The organism is Xanthomonas sp. NCPPB 1754 (assembly GCF_041475725.2).
Taxonomy (GTDB): Bacteria; Pseudomonadota; Gammaproteobacteria; order Xanthomonadales; family Xanthomonadaceae; genus Xanthomonas; species Xanthomonas euvesicatoria.
On record NZ_CM192982.1, the window covers coordinates 2,313,614 to 2,335,064 of the forward strand.

At 64.5% G+C, this 21,451-nt stretch carries 17 protein-coding genes and 1 pseudogene; 5 read left to right on the forward strand and 13 right to left on the reverse strand.

Features of this window, described 5'->3' with window-relative positions; translation table 11 throughout:
* The first annotated feature begins 14 nt into the window (after positions 1 to 14).
* Both ACCQ15_RS10180 and ACCQ15_RS10185 read left to right on the forward strand, forming a co-directional pair.
* Positions 15 to 347 carry a flagella protein gene (locus tag ACCQ15_RS10180; protein ID WP_003482942.1) on the forward strand — a complete coding sequence of 111 codons (333 nt, stop codon included), beginning with the start codon at positions 15 to 17 and terminating at the stop codon, positions 345 to 347.
* 166 nt (positions 348 to 513) lie between these two features.
* A complete protein-coding gene (locus ACCQ15_RS10185; RefSeq protein WP_008575791.1) occupies positions 514 to 1,740 on the forward strand; it encodes an ATP-binding protein in 1,227 nt (408 codons plus the stop codon).
* A gap of 134 nt (positions 1,741 to 1,874) precedes the next feature.
* On the opposite strand, the gene ACCQ15_RS10190 is transcribed toward ACCQ15_RS10185, so the two are convergent.
* Complete coding sequence (locus tag ACCQ15_RS10190) at positions 1,875 to 3,596, reverse strand: EAL domain-containing protein (protein ID WP_008575790.1); 1,722 nt, start codon at positions 3,594 to 3,596, stop codon at positions 1,875 to 1,877.
* A 3-nt stretch (positions 3,597 to 3,599) separates the two neighbouring features.
* Entirely contained in the window at positions 3,600 to 5,732 is a 2,133-nt protein-coding gene (locus ACCQ15_RS10195; RefSeq protein ID WP_372381470.1) for a sensor histidine kinase, read from the reverse strand.
* 120 nt (positions 5,733 to 5,852) lie between these two features.
* Here ACCQ15_RS10195 and ACCQ15_RS10200 point away from each other — a divergent pair, with 120 nt between their 5' ends.
* Complete coding sequence (locus ACCQ15_RS10200) at positions 5,853 to 8,639, forward strand: sensor domain-containing protein (RefSeq protein WP_206212819.1); 2,787 nt, start codon at positions 5,853 to 5,855, stop codon at positions 8,637 to 8,639.
* A 945-nt stretch (positions 8,640 to 9,584) separates the two neighbouring features.
* Here ACCQ15_RS10200 and ACCQ15_RS10205 read toward each other — a convergent pair.
* The 5 genes from ACCQ15_RS10205 to ACCQ15_RS10225 all read right to left on the reverse strand — a co-directional run bounded on the left by ACCQ15_RS10205 (position 9,585) and on the right by ACCQ15_RS10225 (position 13,500).
* The gene (locus ACCQ15_RS10205) at positions 9,585 to 9,869 is read right to left on the reverse strand and encodes a hypothetical protein (RefSeq protein WP_011347295.1); all 285 of its coding nucleotides are present in this window, start codon (positions 9,867 to 9,869) and stop codon (positions 9,585 to 9,587) included.
* A gap of 86 nt (positions 9,870 to 9,955) precedes the next feature.
* Positions 9,956 to 11,233, reverse strand: a complete 1,278-nt coding sequence (locus tag ACCQ15_RS10210) for a methyl-accepting chemotaxis protein (RefSeq protein WP_014090132.1) — start codon at positions 11,231 to 11,233, stop codon at positions 9,956 to 9,958.
* Positions 11,234 to 11,294: 61 nt separating this feature from the next.
* Positions 11,295 to 11,909 carry a high frequency lysogenization protein HflD gene (gene hflD, locus ACCQ15_RS10215; RefSeq protein ID WP_014090133.1) on the reverse strand — a complete coding sequence of 205 codons (615 nt, stop codon included), beginning with the start codon at positions 11,907 to 11,909 and terminating at the stop codon, positions 11,295 to 11,297.
* Positions 11,909 to 13,045 carry a tRNA 2-thiouridine(34) synthase MnmA gene (gene mnmA, locus ACCQ15_RS10220; protein WP_372173732.1) on the reverse strand — a complete coding sequence of 379 codons (1,137 nt, stop codon included), beginning with the start codon at positions 13,043 to 13,045 and terminating at the stop codon, positions 11,909 to 11,911. Before mnmA ends, hflD begins: the two co-directional genes overlap by 1 nt.
* Complete coding sequence (locus tag ACCQ15_RS10225) at positions 13,042 to 13,500, reverse strand: NUDIX hydrolase (RefSeq protein WP_008575782.1); 459 nt, start codon at positions 13,498 to 13,500, stop codon at positions 13,042 to 13,044. Before ACCQ15_RS10225 ends, mnmA begins: the two co-directional genes overlap by 4 nt.
* A 250-nt stretch (positions 13,501 to 13,750) precedes the next feature.
* Here ACCQ15_RS10225 and clpS point away from each other — a divergent pair, with 250 nt between their 5' ends.
* Positions 13,751 to 14,071, forward strand: a complete 321-nt coding sequence (clpS, locus tag ACCQ15_RS10230; RefSeq protein WP_005914463.1) for an ATP-dependent Clp protease adapter ClpS — start codon at positions 13,751 to 13,753, stop codon at positions 14,069 to 14,071.
* A gap of 142 nt (positions 14,072 to 14,213) precedes the next feature.
* A complete protein-coding gene (gene clpA / locus ACCQ15_RS10235; protein WP_372381471.1) occupies positions 14,214 to 16,502 on the forward strand; it encodes an ATP-dependent Clp protease ATP-binding subunit ClpA in 2,289 nt (762 codons plus the stop codon).
* A 266-nt stretch (positions 16,503 to 16,768) separates the two neighbouring features.
* On the opposite strand, the gene infA is transcribed toward clpA, so the two are convergent.
* The 6 genes and pseudogenes from infA to trxB form a co-directional block, all read right to left on the reverse strand.
* Positions 16,769 to 16,987 carry a translation initiation factor IF-1 gene (infA, locus tag ACCQ15_RS10240; RefSeq protein ID WP_002813418.1) on the reverse strand — a complete coding sequence of 73 codons (219 nt, stop codon included), beginning with the start codon at positions 16,985 to 16,987 and terminating at the stop codon, positions 16,769 to 16,771.
* Positions 16,988 to 17,067: 80 nt separating this feature from the next.
* On the reverse strand, positions 17,068 to 17,820 hold the full coding sequence (aat, locus tag ACCQ15_RS10245) for a leucyl/phenylalanyl-tRNA--protein transferase (RefSeq protein ID WP_372381557.1): 753 nt from the start codon (positions 17,818 to 17,820) through the stop codon (positions 17,068 to 17,070).
* A gap of 130 nt (positions 17,821 to 17,950) precedes the next feature.
* A complete protein-coding gene (locus ACCQ15_RS10250; RefSeq protein ID WP_372381472.1) occupies positions 17,951 to 18,571 on the reverse strand; it encodes an NAD-dependent epimerase/dehydratase family protein in 621 nt (206 codons plus the stop codon).
* A 68-nt stretch (positions 18,572 to 18,639) separates the two neighbouring features.
* A pseudogene (locus ACCQ15_RS10255) lies at positions 18,640 to 18,993 on the reverse strand (NAD-dependent epimerase/dehydratase family protein); the annotation flags it as partial.
* A 253-nt stretch (positions 18,994 to 19,246) separates the two neighbouring features.
* Positions 19,247 to 20,368 (reverse strand): GNAT family N-acetyltransferase, encoded by a 1,122-nt coding sequence (locus ACCQ15_RS10260; protein WP_372364050.1) that lies wholly within the window; start codon positions 20,366 to 20,368, stop codon positions 19,247 to 19,249.
* A 57-nt stretch (positions 20,369 to 20,425) separates the two neighbouring features.
* Entirely contained in the window at positions 20,426 to 21,394 is a 969-nt protein-coding gene (gene trxB, locus ACCQ15_RS10265) for a thioredoxin-disulfide reductase (RefSeq protein ID WP_003482910.1), read from the reverse strand.
* Between the last annotated feature and the right edge of the window lie 57 nt (positions 21,395 to 21,451).

A 21,451-nucleotide genomic window follows, 5' to 3' on the forward strand; every position in this document is an offset into this window, starting at 1 on the left:
CCCCGACGGAAAGGATGAACGTGAACGAGTTCCTGCAACGTCTCAGCGATGCGCTGGCCGGCGAACGCCAGGCATTACTCGAGAACGACATCGATGGGCTGATGCGACACACGCAGGACAAGCTGTCGGCGCTGCAAGCGCTGGAAGCGGCGATGCCTGCAGGCGAAGAAGAGCGGCTGCGTGAGCTGGCCGAAGCCAACCGCGCCAATGGCGCGCTGCTGGCACGCCGGCGCCGCGAAGTGAACTGGGCGCTGCGTCACCTGGGCCGCACCGAAAGTGCGCCGTCCTACGATGCCAAGGGGCAATCGAGCGTGTTGCGCGGCGGGCGTTCGTTGGCAGTGGCCTGAGTTGCAGGCTGTTCTGCAGCACGCCGGGCTGCAGATGGTGCGGCAAGCCTGGGCGAGCAGGCAGGTGCCGTTGGCTCTGCGTCCCATCGCCGGGTAATGCAAGACGACAATACGGAGCGTCAATGGTTCGGCGTATATTGAGGCATCCTCTACGCCGCCTGCTCCCGTGACCGCCAAGTTTTTTCTCAATCAAGCCTTACTGCCTTCCCCGGATATCCTGCGCGCCTTCGGCGACCAGATGATGGAGGGGCTGCTGCTGTTCCGCGCAGACGGAAAGCTGATTCTGGCCAATGCCATCGCACGCCAGAGCCTGTGCAAGGAAGACCCCACCGACGATCGCAATCTGGGCGAGCGCATTTCGCAGGTATTGCCATCGGACGCACTCAATCAGGCGCGTAGCAAGGGCAGCTGGACCGGTAGCCTGCCGGTCGCCGACCGGGTGGTCATCGCGCATCTGTATTACAACGAAGAGTCCGGGCCCGGGCATTTTCTGGCGCTGTTCCACAACATCGAAGGCCAGCAGGATTACGAGCGCGAGCTGCAACAGCGCCATGCCGAATTACGCCAGGCCTATCTGCGCCTGAACGGTGCGCAGGACAAATTGCTGCAATCGGAAAAGATGGCCTCCATCGGCCAGCTGGCCGCAGGCGTGGCGCACGAAATCAACAATCCGATCGGTTATGTGCACTCCAATCTGGGCAGCCTGCAGGAATATCTGCGCAGCTTGTTCACCCTGATCGAAGCCTACGAGCGCGCGCTGCAGGCGCCGGATCCCAAGGCGCTGATTCCGGAAATCGACGAAATCCGCAACCGCGCCGACATCGACTTCATCAGCCGCGATCTGCCGCAATTGATGGCCGAATCGCGCGAAGGCATCGAGCGGGTGACCCGCATCGTGCGCGACCTCAAGGACTTCTCGTACTCGGACCGGTCCGAGTCGTGGAAGATGGTCGACCTGCATGCGGGTCTGGAATCCACCATCAACATCATCTGGAACGAGCTCAAGTACAAGGTCACGCTGGAGCGCAACTACGCCGAGTTGCCGCTGGTGGAGTGCCTGCCATCCGAGCTCAACCAGGTCTACATGAACATGCTGCTCAACGCCGGCCAGGCCATCGTCGAGCGCGGCACGATCACCGTGACCACCGGTCGCGACGAAGCAGAAAACGTCTGGATCCAGTTCCAGGACAGCGGTGCCGGCATCGCCCCGGATCTGTTGCAGCGCATCTTCGACCCATTCTTCACCACCAAGCCGGTCGGCAGCGGCACCGGCCTGGGCCTGTCGATTTCCTACGGCATCATCAACAAGCACCACGGCCGCATCGACGTGGAAAGCACGCCAGGGCAGGGTGCCAGTTTCAGGATCACGCTACCGATCCGGCAGCCGCGGTAGCGCTGACGCGCTGGGAGTGGGGAATCGGGAATCGGGAATCGGTAAGGCAGCTTTTCGCTCGCTTGATCTGGTTGCGTGTCTGAGCAGCAACAAGACGCAGAGGTCTGCTCTACCGATTCCCCAATCCCAATTCCCTATTCCCGGCCATTACGCAACTCATCATGCGTGCGGAATGCCTGGCGAATGTGCTCGCGCAGCTCGTCGTCGTTCCAGGGCTTGGTCAGGAAACGGTAGATCGCGCCGCGGTTGATGGCCTCGGTGACGGTGGCCAGGTCGGTGTAGCCGGAGAGCACCAGACGCACCGTGTCCGGGTAGAGCATCTTGACCCGGCCCAGGAACTCGGTGCCGCTCATGTCGCTCATGCGCTGGTCCGACAGGATCACCTGCACATCGTTGGTGGCGAGCAGGTCGAAGGCGTCGCGCACGTTGCCGGCTGCCAGGATGCGGTAACCGTCGCGGCGGAACAGCCGCACCAGCGAACGCAGCACGTTTTCTTCGTCGTCCAGCAGCAAGAGCGTGCGGTCGGGGCGGCTTTCGGCAAATGATTCCGGGCGCAGGTAGCGGCGACGCAGTGCCATGCCGGCCGACTCGGCCGACATCGGCTCGCCGAACAGGTAGCCCTGGAAGATGTCGCAATCGTTGCGGCGCAAAAAGCCCAGCTGCGCCTGCGATTCGACGCCGTTGGCAATCACCGTCATGCCGAGCTGGTGGCCCATGGCGATGATGGCACGCGCAATCGCCGCCTCGCGGCTGCCGGCCGGTGCGCTCTTGATGAAGCTGCGGTCGATCTTGAGCCGGTCCACCGGGTAGCGCACCAACGCGCTCAGGCTGGAATCGCCGGTGCCGAAGTTGTCCAGGCTCAGGCTGATGCCTTCGTTGCGCAGATTGGCCATCGTCTCGTGGACGAAATTGACGTTGTTGGTCAGCGCGCTTTCGTTGATCTCCAGCGTGACGAACTGCGCCGGCACACCGGCGGTCTGCAGCATCGCCATGACTTCGTTGAAGAAGCCCGGGCGCAGCAGCTGCAGTGTGGAAACATTCACTGCAATGCTGAAATCGTCGAAACCCTGGTCGCGCCACAGCCGCGCCTGGCGTACTGCGTTCTGCAATACCCATTCGCCGATCTGCACGATCACGCCCAGGCGCTCGGCGGTACGCATGAAGCGTTCCGGCACCAGCATGCCCAGGGTGGGCGATTGCCAGCGCAGCAGCGCTTCCATGCCCACGATGCGGCCGTCGCGCGCACTCACCAGCGGCTGATAGCGCAGGCGCAATTCGCCGTGCGGAATCGCATCGACGATCTGCCGCGCAATGATGCTTTCGCTATGCGCGTTGGTGGCCGAGTTGCGCGTGTACAGCCGCACCGTGTTGCCGCCTTCGCGCGCGGCCTGGTAGCTGGCTTCTTCGGCGTAATCCAGCAGCGTGGACAATGAGGTGGAATGTTCCGGACACAGGCTGATGCCGACCTTGCCGGTCATGAACAAGGTATATGGCAGCACCGACAGCGGCAGTTCCAGTTGCTGGCGGATTTCCTCGGCAAAATCTTCCGGCAGGGGCGTGTCGTCGCGGCGCACCGCCACAACCACCATTTCATCGCTGCCGTGGCGCCACAGCTTGCCGCGCGTGCCGAGAAATTCCTGCAGCCTGCGCGCTGCCAGCGTCAGCGCCTGGTCGCCGACCTCGCCACTCATGTTCTCGTTGATCGAGGCGAAGTGATCGATATCGACGTGGAAGATCATCAGCGGCGGGCCGCCGGACGCGGCCGCATCCACCAGGTGCAGCAATTCGGGGTTGCCCGCGCCAAGCCGGGTGGGCTTGACGATTTCCAGTCCGGGCGGGATTACGGGACTCCACATGACTCAACGTCCACCATCGTCGTGGACGGACTCGCCGACCGGGTGATAGGGCAGGCGCAACGTCACGCGCGTGCCTGCTCCGGGGGCTGATTCTATCGCGAGCGTGCCGCCGACGGTTTGCGCACGCTCACGCATCACGATCAGTCCCAGCCCACGCGGACCCTCCGGCTCGAACCCATCGCCGTCGTCGCTGACTTCCAGGCGGAAACTGTCGCCATCGATCGAATGCAGACGCAGGTGCACTTCGCCGGCGCAGGCGTGCCGCAACGCATTGGTCAGGCTTTCCTGCGCGATCCGGAAGCAGGCCTGTTCGATCTCGTTGCCCGGCCGTTCCTCGAGTGCCTGAATATCGAGCTCCAGCCGAACCTGCGAGGCGCGGAACAGCATCGATGCCTGCCAACGCAGCGCTGCCTCCAGGCCCAGGGCATCGAGTTGTGGCGGGCGCAACAGCATCGACAGATTGCGCAGCTTGGTCACCGTGGTGTCGGCCAGCGACACGACTTCCAGCAAGTCCTCGCGGCGCGCGTCCGCGTCCGGCTCATCCAGGGCTGCGTGCGCAGACAACTTCATCGCAGTGATCGCTTGCCCGATGTCGTCATGCAGGTCGCGCGAGATGGCACGCCGCTCATCTTCCTGCAACGAAAACAGACGTTTGGCCATCGCCTGCAGTTCGGCATTGCTCTCGGCCAGGGCATCGCGCATGCGCTCGGGTTCGCTCAGATCGCGCACCACCAGCAACTTGCAGCTGCGTCCGCCGTAGCGGATGTCGCCGGCCGACAGACCTGCGTAGAAGGTGCTGCCGTCGCGACGACGCATCGCGCGTGCGCTGGAGACCGGCTCATTGCGATCGCTGCCTGCGCGCAGGTATTCGCGCACCACCGGCAGGTCGTTGTCGCCCACCAGGGTCTGCAGTGGTTCGCCCAGGATGGTTTCGCCCTGGAAGCCGAACTGGGCCGAGCCGGCCGCGTTGGCATACATCACATGCTCGTCGGCGAGAATCAGCACACCGTCGGGCAGCACGCGCACCAACTCGCGAAACTGCTCCTCGCGTTCGCGCAGCAGCCGGCGCGATTGCTCGCGTTCGCTCACGTCCTGCAAGGTGCCGTGCACATGGCGCACGCCGCTGGGGCTGGTCACGCTTTCGGCGCGCAGATGCACCGTGCGCGGTTGCGAATCGCCACCGGTCAGCGGCAGCAGCACATCGATCTGCACCTCGCCACCGGTACACATGTCTTCGATCATGCGTTCGATGCGCACCTGGGTCGCGCTGTCAGAGGCGGTCAGCAATTCTTCCAGCCGATGCTCACGACGGTGCATCGGCACGCTGCGCCCCAGCAGGCGGTAGACCGCCGGCGAATAGCGCCCCAGGCCGGTGGTGCGATCCAGTTGCCAGGAGCCCAGCCGCGCGATGCTTTGCGCCTCTTCCAAGCGTTCGAGCGCCTCGTCGCGCAGATCCTGCGCCCGGCGCTCTTCGCTGCGGTCTACGGTGACGACCAGACGGGCAGGGCCGCTGGCCAGATGCAGCTGGTTGCTGCGCACCTCGACATGCCGCGGGCCGCTGCGCGTCATCAGGTCTTCGTTCAACACGCAGGTGGCATCCCCCTTGCCACGGATCTGCGCAATGATTTCTTCCAGCCGCTCGCCATCGGCATTGGGCCAGATCGCCTGCAGCGTCTGCTGCAGGAACTCGTCGCGCTCCCAGCCGAAGAATTCCAGCGCCGCCGGATTGGCGTCGAGGATGCGCATGGTGGCCATGTCGTAAATGAAGGCCGGGCTGGGCAATGCCAGGAACTTGGCTTGCAGCAACGCCTCGGACTGCGCCAGCTGGGCGTACTCGTCCACGATCAAGCCGGTAAAGCGGCGCAGCACCAGGTGGATGACGATGCTGGACAGCACCAGAAAGCTCGCGTCCGACCAGCGCTCCGGCATGGCGGCGCCGGCCAGGTTGAGCAGCCGGTTGCCCAGCAGCAGCCAGATCACGCCAACCAGCAGGTACAGGCCGGTCAGTGTCCACAAGCCTTGCTGCAGGCGCTCGGCCAGACGGAGGCAGGAGACGGGGGCAGACGAAAATGCGGGCGCGGCGACGGGCTGTTGCATGGATCCGCGGACGACCTTGAGTGCTGGCGATGCGGCCATCTTAGCCGTAACTCGGGCCGGTTCGGTCCAGCTCGCAACAGGTGGCTCAACTATTGGCCGGCACGGCCGTTATCCATTGCGACTCCGAAGGCCGGGGTCGATTCTTCGGAGTGTTCCAGAGTGGACTCAGGCGTCATTGCAAGCATGCTGCAGCACCCGCTGACCTCGGCGGTGGTGTTGTTGGATGCGCATGGCCAGCCTCTGGCGGCCAACCGCGTTGCGCAATCCCTCGGATTGCCGGCAACCCTCGGCGCATACGCCGATGTGTTGGAAAGCAGCCGTGCCCAATTGGCCGAAAGCGGGGGCATGGCGCCCTGCGTATTGCCAGGCACCGGCGGCGGGCGGCTGGAGGGCTGGCTGCGTGCGGTCTGCGACGAGCACGGCCAGATCATGGCATTCACCCTGAGCATTCCCGAGCCCAAGGGTGCCGATGGCACCAGTCGCTGGGAGATAGGCCTGGACAGCGCCGATCATGGCTTGTGGGATTGGGATATTCCGGCCGATGTGGTGTATCGCTCCGAGCGCTGGACGCGCATGCTCGGCTATTCCGAGCAGCCGCTGCCGAACAATCTCACTGCCTTGTCCGGGCTGATTCATCCGGAAGACCATGCGCATGTCAGCGCGGCGGTGCAGGCGCATCTGGAAGGCCGCACCGATACCTACGTGGCCGAATTTCGGCTACGCCAGCACGACGGCCAGTGGCGCTGGATCCTGGATCGCGGCCGCGTGGTATCGCGCACCGCCGACGGACGTCCGTTGCGCATGGTCGGCACGCATACCGACGTGCACCATCACAAATTGCTCGAGCAGCAGCTGCGCGATCAGCAGGCGCAGCTCGAAGAAGCCCAGCGCATTGCCAGCATGGGAAGCTGGAGCTGGGATTCGCATCACGATGCGCTGTGGGTGTCGCAGGATTTCCTGCAACAACTCGGCATGACCCAGGTTCGTCTGCAAGGCATCCGCGACATCCTGCGCCTGCTGGCTGGGCCTTCGGTTGCGCAACTGCGCAGCGCCTGGCGCAAGATCAAGCACGAAGGCATGCCGGTGCACTTCGAGATGGAAATCAACGGCCTGCTCGGTGCCAACCCGCATCATCTGCGCGTGTGGGCACAGCCGGTGTTCGATGGCGACGGCAGCATGGTGCGCGTGCTTGGCCAGCTGCAGAACGTCACCGAACAACGCCAGACCGACGCGCTGATCCGTTGGCGCACCGAGCTGCTCAATCGCGTGTCCGCGTTGGGCAAGATCGGCGGCTGCGAGATCGAGGTCGACACCCGGCGCATGCAATGGACCGAGGAGTGCTATCGCATTCACGGCCTGCGCAAGGAAAACATCACCCTGGAGCAGGCGCTGTCGCTGTATACGCAGGATTCGCGCGACGCTTTCGAGGCGGCGCTGCTGCGTATCTCCGATGGCGGCCTGCCCGAGCAGCTGGAGCTGTGTTTCTATCGCAACTCCGGCCAGCGTGTCTGGGTGCAGGTGCTGATCGAACTGGATCGTCGTGAGGGCTTGCCGCCGCGGTTTGTCGCCTTGTTCCGCGATATCACCCGCGAGCGCGAAGCCAACGAGCGCATCGAGCTGCTTGCCCATTACGACCGTCTGACCGGTTTGCCGAACCGCTTCTTGTTGCGCGAGCAGGCAGAAAACGCCATTCGCGAAGCGAGCGAGCGCGGCCAGACGTTGGCAATGCTGTTGATCGATCTGGATGGCTTCAAAAGCATCAACGATTCGTTCGGCCACGCCACCGGCGACAACCTGCTCAAGCTGGCCTCGTCGCGCCTGCATCAACATCTGCGTAATAGCGACCTGTTCGGCCGCTTCAGCGACGACGAATTCATCGTGCTGCTGCGCGATATGTCCGAGCCCGAAGATGCCGGCCACGTGGCGCGTAAATTGATTGCTGCGCTCGGCGAGCCGCTGCGCAAGGAGCACGTCACCCTCAAGCTCGGCGCCAGCATCGGCATCGCGCTGCAGGGCGAAGGGCTGTCGGATTTCGACAGCCTCCTGCGCGCCGCCGACGCGGCGATGTACGCAGCCAAGGAGTCCGGGCGCAATACCTACCATTACTACAGCCAGGACGTGCTGCTGCGCGCGCAGCGCCGCCTGGAGCTGGAGCATGCGCTGCAAGGCGCGCTCGAGCGCGAAGAATTCACGCTGGTCTACCAGCCGCTGGTCAACACCGTGGACGATGCATCGCCGGCGATCGAAGCGCTGATGCGCTGGAATCGCCCTGGCCATGGACCCTGCAGCCCGGTCGAATTCATCCCGATTGCCGAAGAATGCGGCGAGATCGTGCGTCTGGGCGAGTGGGTCATCGGCGAAGCGTGTCGTCAGGCCGGGGTCTGGGATCGGGCCGGGCTGCATTTCAGCCGCGTTGCGGTGAATGTGTCTGCGGTGCAATTGCGCGAACGCGGCTTTGCCGAGCGCGTGCTGGAAATCTGCCGCGACAATGGCTGGCCGCCTTCACGCCTGGAGCTGGAGCTGACCGAATCTGCCTTGATTCGCGATTCGGACTCGCTGCGCCGCTGCTTCGAATTGTTCGAACAGAACGGCGTGCTGCTGGCGGTGGACGACTTCGGCACCGGCTTCTCCAACCTGCATTACCTCAACCGGTTCCCGGTACAGCGTCTGAAGATCGACCGCAGCTTCGTGCAAGGCATGCTCGACGACGCCAATACGGCCGAAGTCACCCAGGCCATCGTCCATCTGGGGCATGCCCTGGGCATGCAGGTGGTCGCAGAAGGCGTGGAAACCGTGCAGGAAGATGCACTGCTGCGCCAGCAGGGCTGCGACGAAATCCAGGGTTACTTCTACTCACGCCCACTGTCGCCGCGCGACATGGCGCAGTGGTTGCGCGAAGCCGACGCCGGCATGCGGTTGGGCGCACGGCTGGTGATTGCCAACTGACCCAGTGTGTTGCGTGGGTTGAAGCCGCGGCGCATCCGCCCTACAGGTGTCGGTGTACATTGCCCAACGGGTCGAAGACATCAGAAATGGCGAGCCATCGGCGTTCTCACGCCGCTGATCACCTGTCAGGTCGGGTACGCAGGGCATCACCAGTCACAGGGCAGGCCATGAGGGCCTCCCACACATACTTCGCGGCGGCATCAACGACGCTCAAGCTGACGTAAGCGACAGGGCCACAACCACGTCCTTGCGTCGAAGGAGGCGCGATGCCTTGCCGCTCGCGGGACACGCTGCTGGTCCATCTAGTGAAGTTCGATGGCGACCTCCATGCCGCGCCAACGCTCCCGCACTCGGCGAGGACATCGCACCCGAGCGTTGGCAGGTCGATAAGTGAAAAGCAGGGGGCGATGCACTGCGCACATCGCGCAGCGACCATCTCCACGGTCGCTGCGCGCCCGCCATCGCAGGACCTCGAACGGCATGGCTGCCGCGTAGCTCTTACAGGCTGCAATGCATCTGTCCTGCGATGAGGCGCGCGCAAGGACCCGCAGCCACGCTACACATCAGCATCGGTGCAACTGGCGGGTCCACTTCCACTGCTGAAGTGGTTTGGGTTGCTCAGCCGGCAAAGACGCACTTCGAGTGTGTGCCGCAACAGGGGCGTGAGAGAGTTGCGACGCCGCGTAGCAGACGCGCAATTCCCTCGCGCAGGCTCGTTCCGATCGCGCGGTAGCGATCAAAGGCGCACGTTCAGTCATAAGAATCGCCGCAGACGGGCGGGCAGAGCTCACCTGACGCTGCAGGTGAGCGGTGTCGCGTGCGTGGGCACTGCTTGTCGGCAGAAGCGCCTTGGCGGCAAGGCGGGGCGCAAAGGCCTCAATCTCGGGCAGTGGAAACAACCAGCAGGGCGCCTGCCGAGGCATGCCCCGCTGTGCGGCGCTGGGCTTACCGCGCCGATCCGCTGACCGCGGCACCATCCAGACCGAGATCCCAGGCCACGGTTGCAAACAGCAGTTCTTCTTCGCTGCATGCACGGCGCGGGTTGATCAGGGCCAGCAGCTCCGCGCGTGCGCTGTGTTCCAGCCGTTCCAGCGCGGCCGGCATGCGGACGCGCCGCAATGCAGGCCTGGCCGCATCGCTTTGCGCGATGCGCTCGGCCTGTGCGGCTGCCAATGCAGCGGCCTGCAGTGCGGCGGTAGGGGCATCGATGGTCGGGGCAACAAGCGTCATGGGCGGAACACCAGGTCGTAACGGAACGACAAATCCCCGGAAGGCCGGGGAATGTCGGAATCAGCAGCTGCGTGGCGGCATCGGTCTTAGAACAACTCGACCGTGCCGGCACCCATGCCTTGCTGCGCCACCGGCTTGTGCGGCGGGCGCTCCCACTCCACGCGCATGTCGCGAAGGCGGTTGGACACCTTGGCCAGCGCGGCGACCAGGTCGCTGTCGTACACGCCGCCATTGCGATGCAGCAGTTCCTGCAGCGCCACCGCTTCGCGGTTGATCGCGGTCAGGCGATCCAGGTGGGTGTGGATACCGCTCAGCGTCTGCGTGGCGATGTCCTCGAACTGCAGGGCACGCACCGCTTCGGCCACGCTGCCATCGATCGAGCGTGCGCATTCGGAGATCTCGCGCATGCCATCGCCCAACGAGGCGTTGATCTGGGCGACGTTCTCCAGCATGGCGGCCGATTCATGGCGCGCCTCGCGGGAGCGGTCCATGTGGCGCGAGGCCAGCTGCGAGACCGTTTCACGCACCTTGGCGATCGATTCCTTGGAGCTGTGTGCCAGCTTGCGGATCTGCTCGTTGAAGGTGGTGGAACGCTCGGACAGGTTGCGCACCTCGTCGGCAACCACGGCGAAGCCGCGACCGGCTTCACCGGCACGCGCTGCTTCGATGGCGGCGTTCAAGGCCAGCAGGTTGGTCTGGTCGGCAATCGACTTGACGTCTTCCAGCAGCGCGAAGATGCCATCCAGATGCTGCGCCATCTCGTCGATGTGATGGACGGTATTGGTGCTTTGGCCGCTCACCTGTTCCAGCGCTTCCACCAACTGCTCCATACGGGAGCTGGCGTGCTGGGCGAAGCGGGCGACGTCGACGCCGGCGCTGCCATCGTCACCGGCGCGGTCGACGATGCGGGCCAGTGCCTGGCTTTGCTGACGCGATTTGCGATTCATCGCTTCGAAGCTGCCACCCAGGCCGGACACGGCCTGGCGGATCAGTTCGCGGGCACGCTCGACTTCCGAGCGCGAACCGTCGACTTCGTTGCTGACGAACGTGCGCAGTTCGTTGAGCAGTTGGTCCTGCTCGCGCAGGATGCGGGCCTGGTCCGGATTAGGCCGGAACTGGGAATACGTCACCCAGGCAGCGAAACCCAACCAACTGAGGGTCATGGTCGCCAGGATCGCCCAGCGCACCGAAGCGGGCCAGTCGAATCCGACAGCGAAGGGGAACAGCAAGGTCAGAGCCAAAGGAGCGGCTAGACGGATGAGTGGACGTGAATACATGGGCGTTCTCGGCAGAGTCACGGTTGCTGTATCGGCACTGCCCCCGTTGTCTTTAGCGACGATCGCCACATCGCCTGGCCCATTCAACCGCCGTTGGCGCGCGTCAGCGGCCGCTAGCGTGCAGATGCAGGCGGCTTTTTCGCGCCATTTAGCGCAACGCGCGGTCCACCGCTTCGATCATCGCGCGCTTGGCGAACAAAAAATCCCACAGGCTGCCGCCCATCTGCCGCCACAGCACCGCCGAGCGCACTGCTGCCAGCAACAGCGCGCGGATCTCCGCGACCACGCCGGCCTGGCCCAGGTAGTGCGGGTTGCCTTGGACCATGACCTTGGGCCGCAAGTGGCTGATGGTCTGTGCGTACAGCCCGCCGAGCGAGCTCAATACATCGGGGTGGCTGCTGTCGCCCAGCTGCTGGGCCTGGCGCGCTGCCGCGTCGATTCCGCTGGCGACAGTGGCGACGGTGCTGGTATCGCGCACGAACCGGCGCTCCAGCTGCAGCACGGCCAGCGCCAGACGCGGCAGCACTTCGTCCTGGCCCTGGTTGCGGAAGTAGTTGTGCAGCAGGCGCAGGCCAGGCGCCAGCGCCGCTGCCGAGCCGTAAACGGCCTCTGGCGAGGCGGCGTCCACCCGGAACACGCTGTCCATGGCGGTACGCACCGTCGCCGCTTCCGAATGCCCGGTCTCGGCGATCCGCCGCACCTGTTGCAGGGCCTGAGCGACGCCGGCAAGCGCCAGCACACGGTGATCCATGGAAACACTCATCAAGCCACTACCTCAGAGGAAAAAGAAGATCCCGCCAACTGGCGTTCCAGCGGTGCGTCGGTGGCGGCGATGACCGCGCCGCCCAGGCACTCCTGCCCGTCGTACAGCACCAGCGACTGCCCCGGCGTCACCGCCCGTTGCGGCCGTTCGAAGCGCACCTGCACGCTGCCATCGTCCTGCACATCCACCGTGCAGGGCTCGTCGGGCTGACGGTAGCGCGTCTGCGCAGTGCAGGTGAACCGGCGTGCTGGCGGCGCCCCGGTCACCCAGTGGGCTTGTTCGGACTGCAGCCAGCGCGATTGCAGCAGCGGGCTTTCGCGGTCCTGGTCCACATACAGCACATTGTTCGCCACATCCTTGCCGACCACATACCACGGCGCGGCCGCCCGCCCGCGCACGCCGCCGATGTTCAGCCCTTCGCGCTGGCCCAGGGTGAAATAGAACACCCCCGGATGCTCGGCGATGCGCTGCCCCTGCGGGTCGCGGATCTCGCCGGCGCGCGCGGGCAGGTAGCGGCCCAGAAACTCGCGGAAATCGCGTTCGCCGATGAAGCAGATGCCGGTGGAATCCTTCTTGGCATGGGTCGGCAAGCCGGCATCCTGGGCAATCCGGCGCAACGTGCTTTTTTCCAGATCGCCGATCGGGAACAGGGTGGCGGCCAACTGCGCCTGCCCCAGCTGATGCAGGAAATAACTCTGGTCCTTGCCGCGGTCGGCGCCACGCAGCAGCCGCCACCGCCCGCCGCGATGCGCCACCTGCGCGTAATGGCCGGTGGCGATGCGCTCGGCACCCAGCGCCTGTGCTGCATCCAGAAAATGCTTGAACTTCACTTCGCGGTTGCACAACACGTCTGGGTTGGGCGTGCGTCCGGCCGCATATTCGGCCAGGAAATGCGCGAACACGCCGCTCCAGTATTCGCCGGAGAAATCGCGAAAATGAAACGGGATGCCCAGCACGCCGCACACCGCCACGGCATCGCGGCGGTCGTCTTCGGCGCGGCAATCGCCGCTGCCGTCGTCGGCCCAGTTCTGCATGAACAGCCCCGCGATCGGCTCGCCTTGCTGCGCCAGCTTCCACGCCGCCACCGACGAATCCACGCCGCCGGACACACCCACCACAATCCGTGGCGTACTCATGCGACGTGCCGCACCAGGGAGAGCGGATAGCGCTGCCCTGCCAGGTAGTCGGCAACCACCTCCCACACCAGTGGGCTGCGCAGGCGCTCGGTGGAGGCGCGCAGTTCGTCCGGGGTCATCCACAGCGCGCGCACCACGCCGGTGTCGAGGCTGCGTTCGGAGTGATGGGCTAGCGCATCGGCAACGAATGCAAAGCGCAAAAAGCACTGTCCGTTGGGGGCAACCCATTGGTAGGTACCGATGAACTGGGTCAGGCGCACGTCCCAGCCAGTCTCCTCGAGGGTTTCGCGCACGGCCGCATCCAGCAGGCTTTCGTTCGGCTCCAGATGCCCGGCAGGCTGGTTCAACAGCAGGCGGCCGCCGATGGCTTCTTCCACCTGCAAAAAGCGTCCATCGCGCACCACGACGGTAGCCACGGTCACATCGGGATGCCAGCGTTGCTCTGGCGTACTCATCGAATCTGCTCCAACGCGGTCGACCACCTGTGCGCTGCTTGCGCGGCGGGGACGGCATTGCGGTGCCACCGCGGCACGGCTGCGCCGTCGTGTGCGGTGCGCATCGGGGCATCTGCGGTCGACGACGGCGCCAGCAGCTGCGCGGTCATGGGATCGGTCATCAAGGGCCAGCCAGGGAATTGGAGACAAATTGTGCGGGGCGCAGCGTAAATCGTCCAATGCGTGCAAGGTTGAACCGTATAATGGCCGGATGCCTCGGAATACCTCACACGAACACGACCACGGCCTGATGGTCGAAGCCAGCAAGCCCGAAGTGGCGCCACCGCCGCGCTACCAGGTGCTGTTGCTGAACGACGACTACACCCCGATGGACTTCGTGGTGACCGTCCTGGAGCAGTTTTTCAACCTGAATCTGGAGCAGGCCACCCAGATCATGTTGCACGTCCACACCCGCGGACGCGGCGTGTGCGGGGTCTACAGCCGAGAGGTTGCGGAGTCGAAAGTGGCCCAGGTCAACGAGTTTTCGCGCATGAACCAGCACCCGCTGCTGTGCACGATGGAACAGGCCTGAGGCGCCCGGCAGGTCATTCCAGCAGCGCAACAGTGTGGCTGCGATCACGTGCTAACGCTGTCTGAACATGCCTATCCGATAGGGTTGTGGAAAATCCCAACAAAAGCCGCATATTGTTGGCAACAGCCGTTCGGAGTTACCAATGTTCAGCAAAGACCTAGAGCAAACCATCGGCCAGTGCTACAAGCGAGCACGCGAGGCGCGTCATGAGTTCATGACCGTCGAGCACCTGCTGCTCTCGCTGCTGGACAACCCTTCCGCCCAGGCCGTGCTCAAGGCCTGTGGGGCAGACCAGGTGCGCCTGCACAATGACCTGGAACAGGCGATCGATGCCTCGGTCTCGCGCCTGGCCGAGGACGACGGGCGCGACACGCAGCCAACCCTGGGATTCCAGCGGGTGTTGCAGCGCGCGGTCTACCACGTGCAGTCCTCGGGCAAGAAGGAAGTTACCGGCGCCAACGTGCTGGTCGCAATCTTCGGCGAGAAGGACTCGCATGCGGTGTACTTCCTGAACCAACAGGACATCACCCGCCTCGATATCGTCAATTATCTCTCGCACGGCATCGCCAAGCTGGGTGAGGACGGCGAGCAGCCGTCCGCGCCGGATGGTGAGTCCAAGAGCGAAGGCGGCGAGGGCGAAGCCAAGGGCGACGCCCTGGCCGAGTTCGCCACCAATCTCAACGATCAGGCACGCAACGGCAAGATCGACCCGCTGGTCGGCCGTAGCGATGAGATCGAGCGCACCATCCAGGTCCTGTGCCGTCGGCGCAAGAACAACCCGCTGTACGTGGGCGAGGCCGGCGTTGGCAAGACCGCGATCGCCGAGGGCTTGGCCAAGCGCATCGTCGACAACGACGTGCCGGAAGTGCTCGCCGATGCGGTGATCTACTCGCTGGATCTGGGCGCCCTGGTGGCCGGCACCAAGTACCGCGGCGATTTCGAAAAGCGTCTCAAGGGCGTGCTGGCTGCGTTGAAGAAGGTGCCGAATGCGGTGCTGTTCATCGACGAGATCCACACGATCATCGGTGCCGGATCGGCGTCGGGCGGCACCATGGATGCCTCCAATCTGATCAAGCCGGCGCTGTCGTCGGGCGAGCTGCGCTGCATCGGCTCGACCACGTTCCAGGAATATCGCGGCATTTTCGAGAAGGACCGTGCGCTGGCGCGTCGGTTCCAGAAGATCGATATCGTCGAGCCGACCGTGGGCGAGACCTTCGAAATCCTGCAGGGCCTCAAGCCCAAGTACGAGGCGCATCACGGCGTGACCTACGCCGATGACGCGCTACAGGCCGCCGTCGACCTGTCGGTGAAGCATATCGGCGACCGTTTGCTGCCAGACAAGGCGATCGACGTGATCGACGAGGCTGGTGCGCGTCAGCGTCTGCTGCCGGAAGGCAAGCGCAAGGAACTGATCGATATCGAAGAGATCGAGACCATCGTCGCCAAGATGGCACGCATTCCGGCCAAGCAGGTCAGCGCGACCGACAAGGACGTGCTGCAGCACCTGGAGCGCAACCTGAAGATGGTGATCTTCGGGCAGAACCCGGCGATCGAGACGCTGGCCGGCTCGATCAAGCTGGCGCGCTCGGGCCTGGCCAATCCGGAAAAGCCGATCGGCAACTTCCTGTTCGCCGGCCCCACCGGTGTCGGCAAGACCGAGGTCACCAAGCAGCTCGCGCTGCAGCTGGGGATCGAGCTGGTGCGTTTTGACATGTCCGAGTACATGGAAGCGCACTCGATCAGCCGTCTCATCGGTGCGCCCCCGGGCTACGTCGGTTTCGATCAGGGTGGCTTGTTGACCGAAAAGATCGTCAAGACACCGCACTGCGTGCTGCTGCTGGACGAAGTGGAGAAGGCGCATCCGGACATCTTCAACATCCTGTTGCAGGTCATGGACCGCGGCATTCTGACCGACACCAACGGGCGCGAGGCCAACTTCAAGAACGTGATTTTGGTGATGACGACCAATGCCGGCGCCACGCAGGCATCGCGTCGGTCGATCGGTTTTACCAAGCAGGATCATTCCACCGATGCGATGGAGTCGATCCGTCGCGGTTTCACGCCCGAATTCCGCAACCGTCTGGATGCGATCGTGCAGTTCCAGCCCCTGGCGTTCGACCACATCCTGCGGGTGGTGGACAAGTTCATTATCGAACTGGAAATGCTGTTGCAGGAAAAGCACGTCTCCCTGTCGGCCACCCCGACCGCGCGCGACTGGCTGGCCCAGCATGGCTTCGATCCGCTGATGGGTGCGCGGCCGATGTCGCGGGTGATCCAGGAGAAGATCAAGCGCCCGCTCGCCGACGAACTGCTGTTCGGCAAATTGGTGGACGGTGGCCGGGTCAGCATCGATGTCAAGGATGGCGAACTGGTGGTCGAGGCGCATCCGGAACCCGAACGCCTGCTGCCCGCGACGGTTGATTCATCGTAAGGTTGTTTTCGCAGTTGAGGAAAAGCCGCTCGAAAGAGCGGCTTTTTTACGTCTTCAGCGCGCATCGCGATCAGGCACCCTGACGATAGCACGCTTGGCGGGGATGGCCGCTGGGTGATGCGTTTCTACGCTGTCGGCAAGTCTTGCCGAGCTGCCGGTGCGGAGCAGGGCAGTGCATTTCGGTGGGTGCCTTGCACTGCGCGCTCGAATTGCGGGCACGACAAAAAGCGGCCAATGGCCGCCTCGCGTCTCGGTACCAGAACCGCTTACTTCATGCGGTAGGTAATACGACCCTTGGTCAGGTCGTAGGGAGTCATCTCAACTTTGACCCGGTCGCCGGTCAGGATGCGGATGTAGTTCTTGCGCATACGTCCGGAGATGTGGGCGATGATTTCATGCCCGTTCTCCAGCTTGACCCGGAACGTGGTGTTGGGAAGCGTCTCGCTGACGCTGCCTTCGAATTCAATGGAGTCGTCTTTCGACATGTAATCCTGTGCAGTCACGGCTGGCCCGGCAGGGCCGTAAGGGACTGCATTTTACGCGCCATCTCCCTGCGGTGCAAATTTTATGTTAAGCGGGTCTCACACAGGTCGCTGGCGGCGTATTCGCCGTAACGCGCAGACCAACTACCCGGCAGTTCCGTCAAGGCAACCTGGCGTTGCACCTGGTGCAAGAAGTCAGCGCGCGGCAAGCGTTCGGCGCCCAGGCACAGCAGGTGCGTATTTTCCACCTGCGCATCGATCAGTGGCCACCCTCGGCCATGCAGGTTGGCGGCCAAGGCCGCTAGTGCCACCTTGGAGCCACCGCTTTCCCCGCTGAACATGCTTTCGCCAAAAAACATCCGGCCGATCGCGACGCCGTAGATCCCGCCAACCAGGCGCGCGCCGTCGAACACCTCGATCGAATGCGCGTGGCCGAGACGGTGCAAGGCGATATAGGCCTGCTGCATTTTCGCGGTGATCCAGGTGCCGTGCTGGCCAGGGCGCGGACTCGCAGCACAGGCGTCGATCACCTGTGCGAAGGCGGTATCGGCGCGAACCGTCCAGGTGCTTGCGCGAAGCTGGCGCTTGAAGCGAGAGGACAGGCGCACGCCGTCAGTGCGAAAGACCATGCGCGGATCCGGGCTCCACCACAGGATCGGTTGGCCCTCCGAATACCACGGGAAAATGCCGTGCGCGTACGCGTTGAGCAGGCGCTGGGGCGACAGATCTCCGCCAACGGCAAGCAGTCCGTCGGGATCGGTCAGGGCGGCCTCGGCAGGCGGGAATGGGGCCGAGGCGGAAGTGCCCAACACGGTGGGACGACGAAAGGGCGTCATCACGCCGGCCACCGGCCGGATCGCCACGGCGCGCCACGCATGCATGGAAATGGAGCGGCAAAGGGCATGGGCAGGTGCCTGGTTCGGTTCCGGCGATGGTACAGGTGCGCTTGCGGAGCACCCAGCCGGCTCAGGCCCGTCGCTGCCGTTCCCAGCTGGCGTAGTGCGCGTGCAAGGTCTGCTCGACCGGACGGTAGTCCACGCCCAACTCCTGGCGCGAGCGCCGGTTGTCCAGGCCGAAGCGGATGCCGAGATGGTTGCGAATGTACTTCGGGCTCAGCCCGAAGAAGGGGCCGAGCAGCCGCAACGCCAAACCGGGAATCTGCAGACGCGGCAACAGGTAAGGGCGGCGGTGGACCTTGCGCAGGAACCGCGCGATTTCCAGGAACGAGATCATCTGTGCCGAGGCGACGATGTAGCGGCCGTGCGCGCTGGGTCGCTTGGCCGCGGCGATGTGTGCGTTGGCAACTTCACGCACGTCCACCGTGGCAAAGCTCAGGTCCGGCACGCCATAGAAGAACAGGCCGCGCATCAGTTCGTCGAGCAGGAACAGGCTGCCCGAATCCGAGCCTGCGGCCGGGGACGGACCGAGCACCAGGCCAGGGTTGATGCAGGCCAGGTCCCAGCGCTGCTGCGCACGGGACATGGCCCACGCCTCCTGCTCGGCGACCACCTTGGAGTAGTGGTAGGGATTGTGATCGAGGCTGCTGGTGGTGTTGAAGAAGGCTTCCGACAGCGTTTGCCCGGGCATGTCAGCACGTCGCGGTAGTCGCCGAAGATCGCGCCGATGGTGGACGTGAGCACCACCCGCTCGACGCTGGAAGTCGCGTTCACCTTGGTCAGCACGTTCCTGACGCCTTGCAGCGCGGGTTCCAGCAGTTGGGTGCGGCCGTTCTTGATCTTTTCCGGCATCAGGAACGGCGAGGCGACGTGATGCACCACAGAGCAGCCCTGCATCGCGTCGGCGAAGGAGCCGGGTACCAGCAGGTCTGCTTCGAACAACCGCAATCGGTCCGGGTGGTCCGCCTGCAGCTGCCGTAAAGGCCGCAGCTTGGGCGAATCGTGCAGGCTGCGCACGGTGGCGTGCACGGTGTCGCCCGCTTCCAGCAACTGCTTCACCAGCCGGCAGGCGACATAGCCACTACCGCCGGTGACCAACACCGTTTGCTTCATGGGCCGATTCCGGTGCGGGCGACATGCCCGAATCAATAGTCAACGCTAGCATATTCTGCGGTAGCGTCCGCAAGTGCGGAATGATCGGGTACCAGGCACGGCAAATGCGCGGCCTGCGAGGGCTACGATGAGGACTGATGAACGGGTCTCGCGCAACGGCGCAGAGGCCTGCCACGTCAGGCGGTGCCTGGATTTGTGCGGCGGCGGTGCGATGTATCGGCCCGGGATGGGTGGAGAAGCCGCCGCAGGGCGATCACCCTTGGCGGAACGGCGAATGGCGCAGCAGGGCGGCGGCGTGCTGCTCGACCTCGGCCCGCTCTTGCGCGCACCAGTCCGCCAGCGGCTCGCGAAAGCCCGGATCGGCAATCCAGTGGCGGCTGCGCACCAGCGTCGGCAGAAAGCCGCGCGCGATCTTGTGCTGGCCTTGTGCGCCAGGTTCGAAGCGGGTCAGGCCTTCGCGCAGGCAATATTCGATGCCCTGGTAATAGCAGGTCTCGAAATGCAGGCCGGGCAGGGCTTCACCGCCCCAGTAGCGGCCATACAAGGTGTCCTTCCCGCGCAGGCAGAGTGCACCGGCGATGGGTTGCCCATCGAGGTCGGCCAGGAACATCACCAGTTGGCGCGGCATGGCCGTGGCCAAGTGCTGCAGGAACTGCGGCGTCAGCGCGGGCGAGTTGCCGTACTCGTTGAAGGTCTTGAGATAAAAGCCGTACATCGCGGCCAGCTCCGCATCGCTGGCCTCATCACCGTGCACCACGCGCAGTTGCACGCCGGCGCGCTGCACCTTGGCGCGTTCCTGGCGAATGTTCTTGCGGTGCTTGTGATCCATCGCCGACAGGAACGTCTCGAAGTCGCCCCAGCCGCTGGCGTTGTGCCAGTGGTACTGCAGGTCGTTGCGTTCCAGCCAGTCGGCATCGAAGGCGGCGTCTTCACCAGCGGGGTAAAAGTTCACATGCGCCGACGACAGTCCGCTGCGCTCCACCAGCTCGCGCATCGCCTTCAGCAGGTGGCCGCGCCACGTGGGCGCACCGAGCAGGCGCGGGCCGGTGACGGGCGAGTAGGGCACCCCACACAGCCATTTGGGGAAGTAGTCCTGGCCATAGCGCGCGTACGCATGCGCCCAGGCATGGTCGAAGACGAACTCGCCGTGCGAGTTGTTCTTGAGGTAGCCGGGAGCCGCGGCGACCAGAGTGTCACCCTCCCACAAGGTCAGGTGCAGCGGGTTCCACCCCCAATCCGGGCGCAGGCAACCCTCACGTTCAAGGCCTTGCAGAAACGCGTAGCCGATGAAGGGATGCGTGCCATCGTGCAGCGCATCCCAGGCGCCGGCCGGCAACTCGTCCAGCTGGCGACACCAGCGTGCGGTTATGCCCATGCGGGCAGCCCCTCGGCGATGCTGGCCGCGTGGCGCGGCCGGCAATCAGGCGCCATCTCAGGCGCTCTTGTCGAGGAAACGCTCGGCATCCAGCGCGGCCATGCAGCCGAAGCCGGCCGAGGTGATGGCCTGGCGGTAATGCTGGTCGGCCACGTCGCCGGCGGCGAACACGCCGGCCACCGAGGTCTCGGTCGCGGCGCCGTTCAGGCCGGAGCGGATTTCCAGGTAGCCGTTGTTCATTGCCAACTGGCCATCGAACAACTGCGTGTTCGGGTGATGGCCGATGGCCACGAAGAAGCCATGCGCATCGATGTCGCGGGTGCTGCCGTCGATGGTGGACTTCACTCGGACGCCGGTAACCCCGGCATCGTTGCCCAGTACCTCGTCGATGGCATGGTGCCAGACGGTCTCGATCTTGCCGGCGGCCACTTTGGCGAACAGCTTGTCCTGCATGATTTTTTCTGCGCGCAGCGTATCGCGGCGATGCACCAGGTAGACCTTGCGGGCAATGTTGGACAGGTACAGCGCCTCTTCGACCGCGGTGTTGCCGCCGCCGACCACCACCACGTCCTGGTCCTTGTAGAAGAAGCCGTCGCAGGTGGCGCAGGCGGAGACGCCACGCCCCTTGAAGGCTTCTTCGGTGGGGATGCCCAGGTACTTGGCGGTAGCGCCGGTGGCGATGATGAGTGCGTCGCAGGTGTACTCGGCCCCGTCGCCGATCAGCCGGAACGGACGCTGCGACAGATCTGCCGTGTGGATATGGTCGAAGATGACCTCGGTCTCGAAGCGCTCGGCATGCGCCTGCATGCGGCTCATCAGGTCAGGACCCATCAGGCCGTGGGGGTCGCCCGGCCAGTTGTCCACCTCGGTGGTGGTCATCAGCTGGCCGCCTTGCTGCAGCCCGGTGATGACCACCGGCTTGAGATTGGCGCGGGCGGCGTAGACCGCGGCGGTCCAGCCGGCCGGGCCGGAGCCCAGGATCAACAGGCGGGAATGCTTGGCGGGGCTGGCAGAAGAGGCACTCATGTATACTCGCGATCTAGGAATTGGTGGGGCAGGCGAAGTAATTCGCGCCCCCGTGGC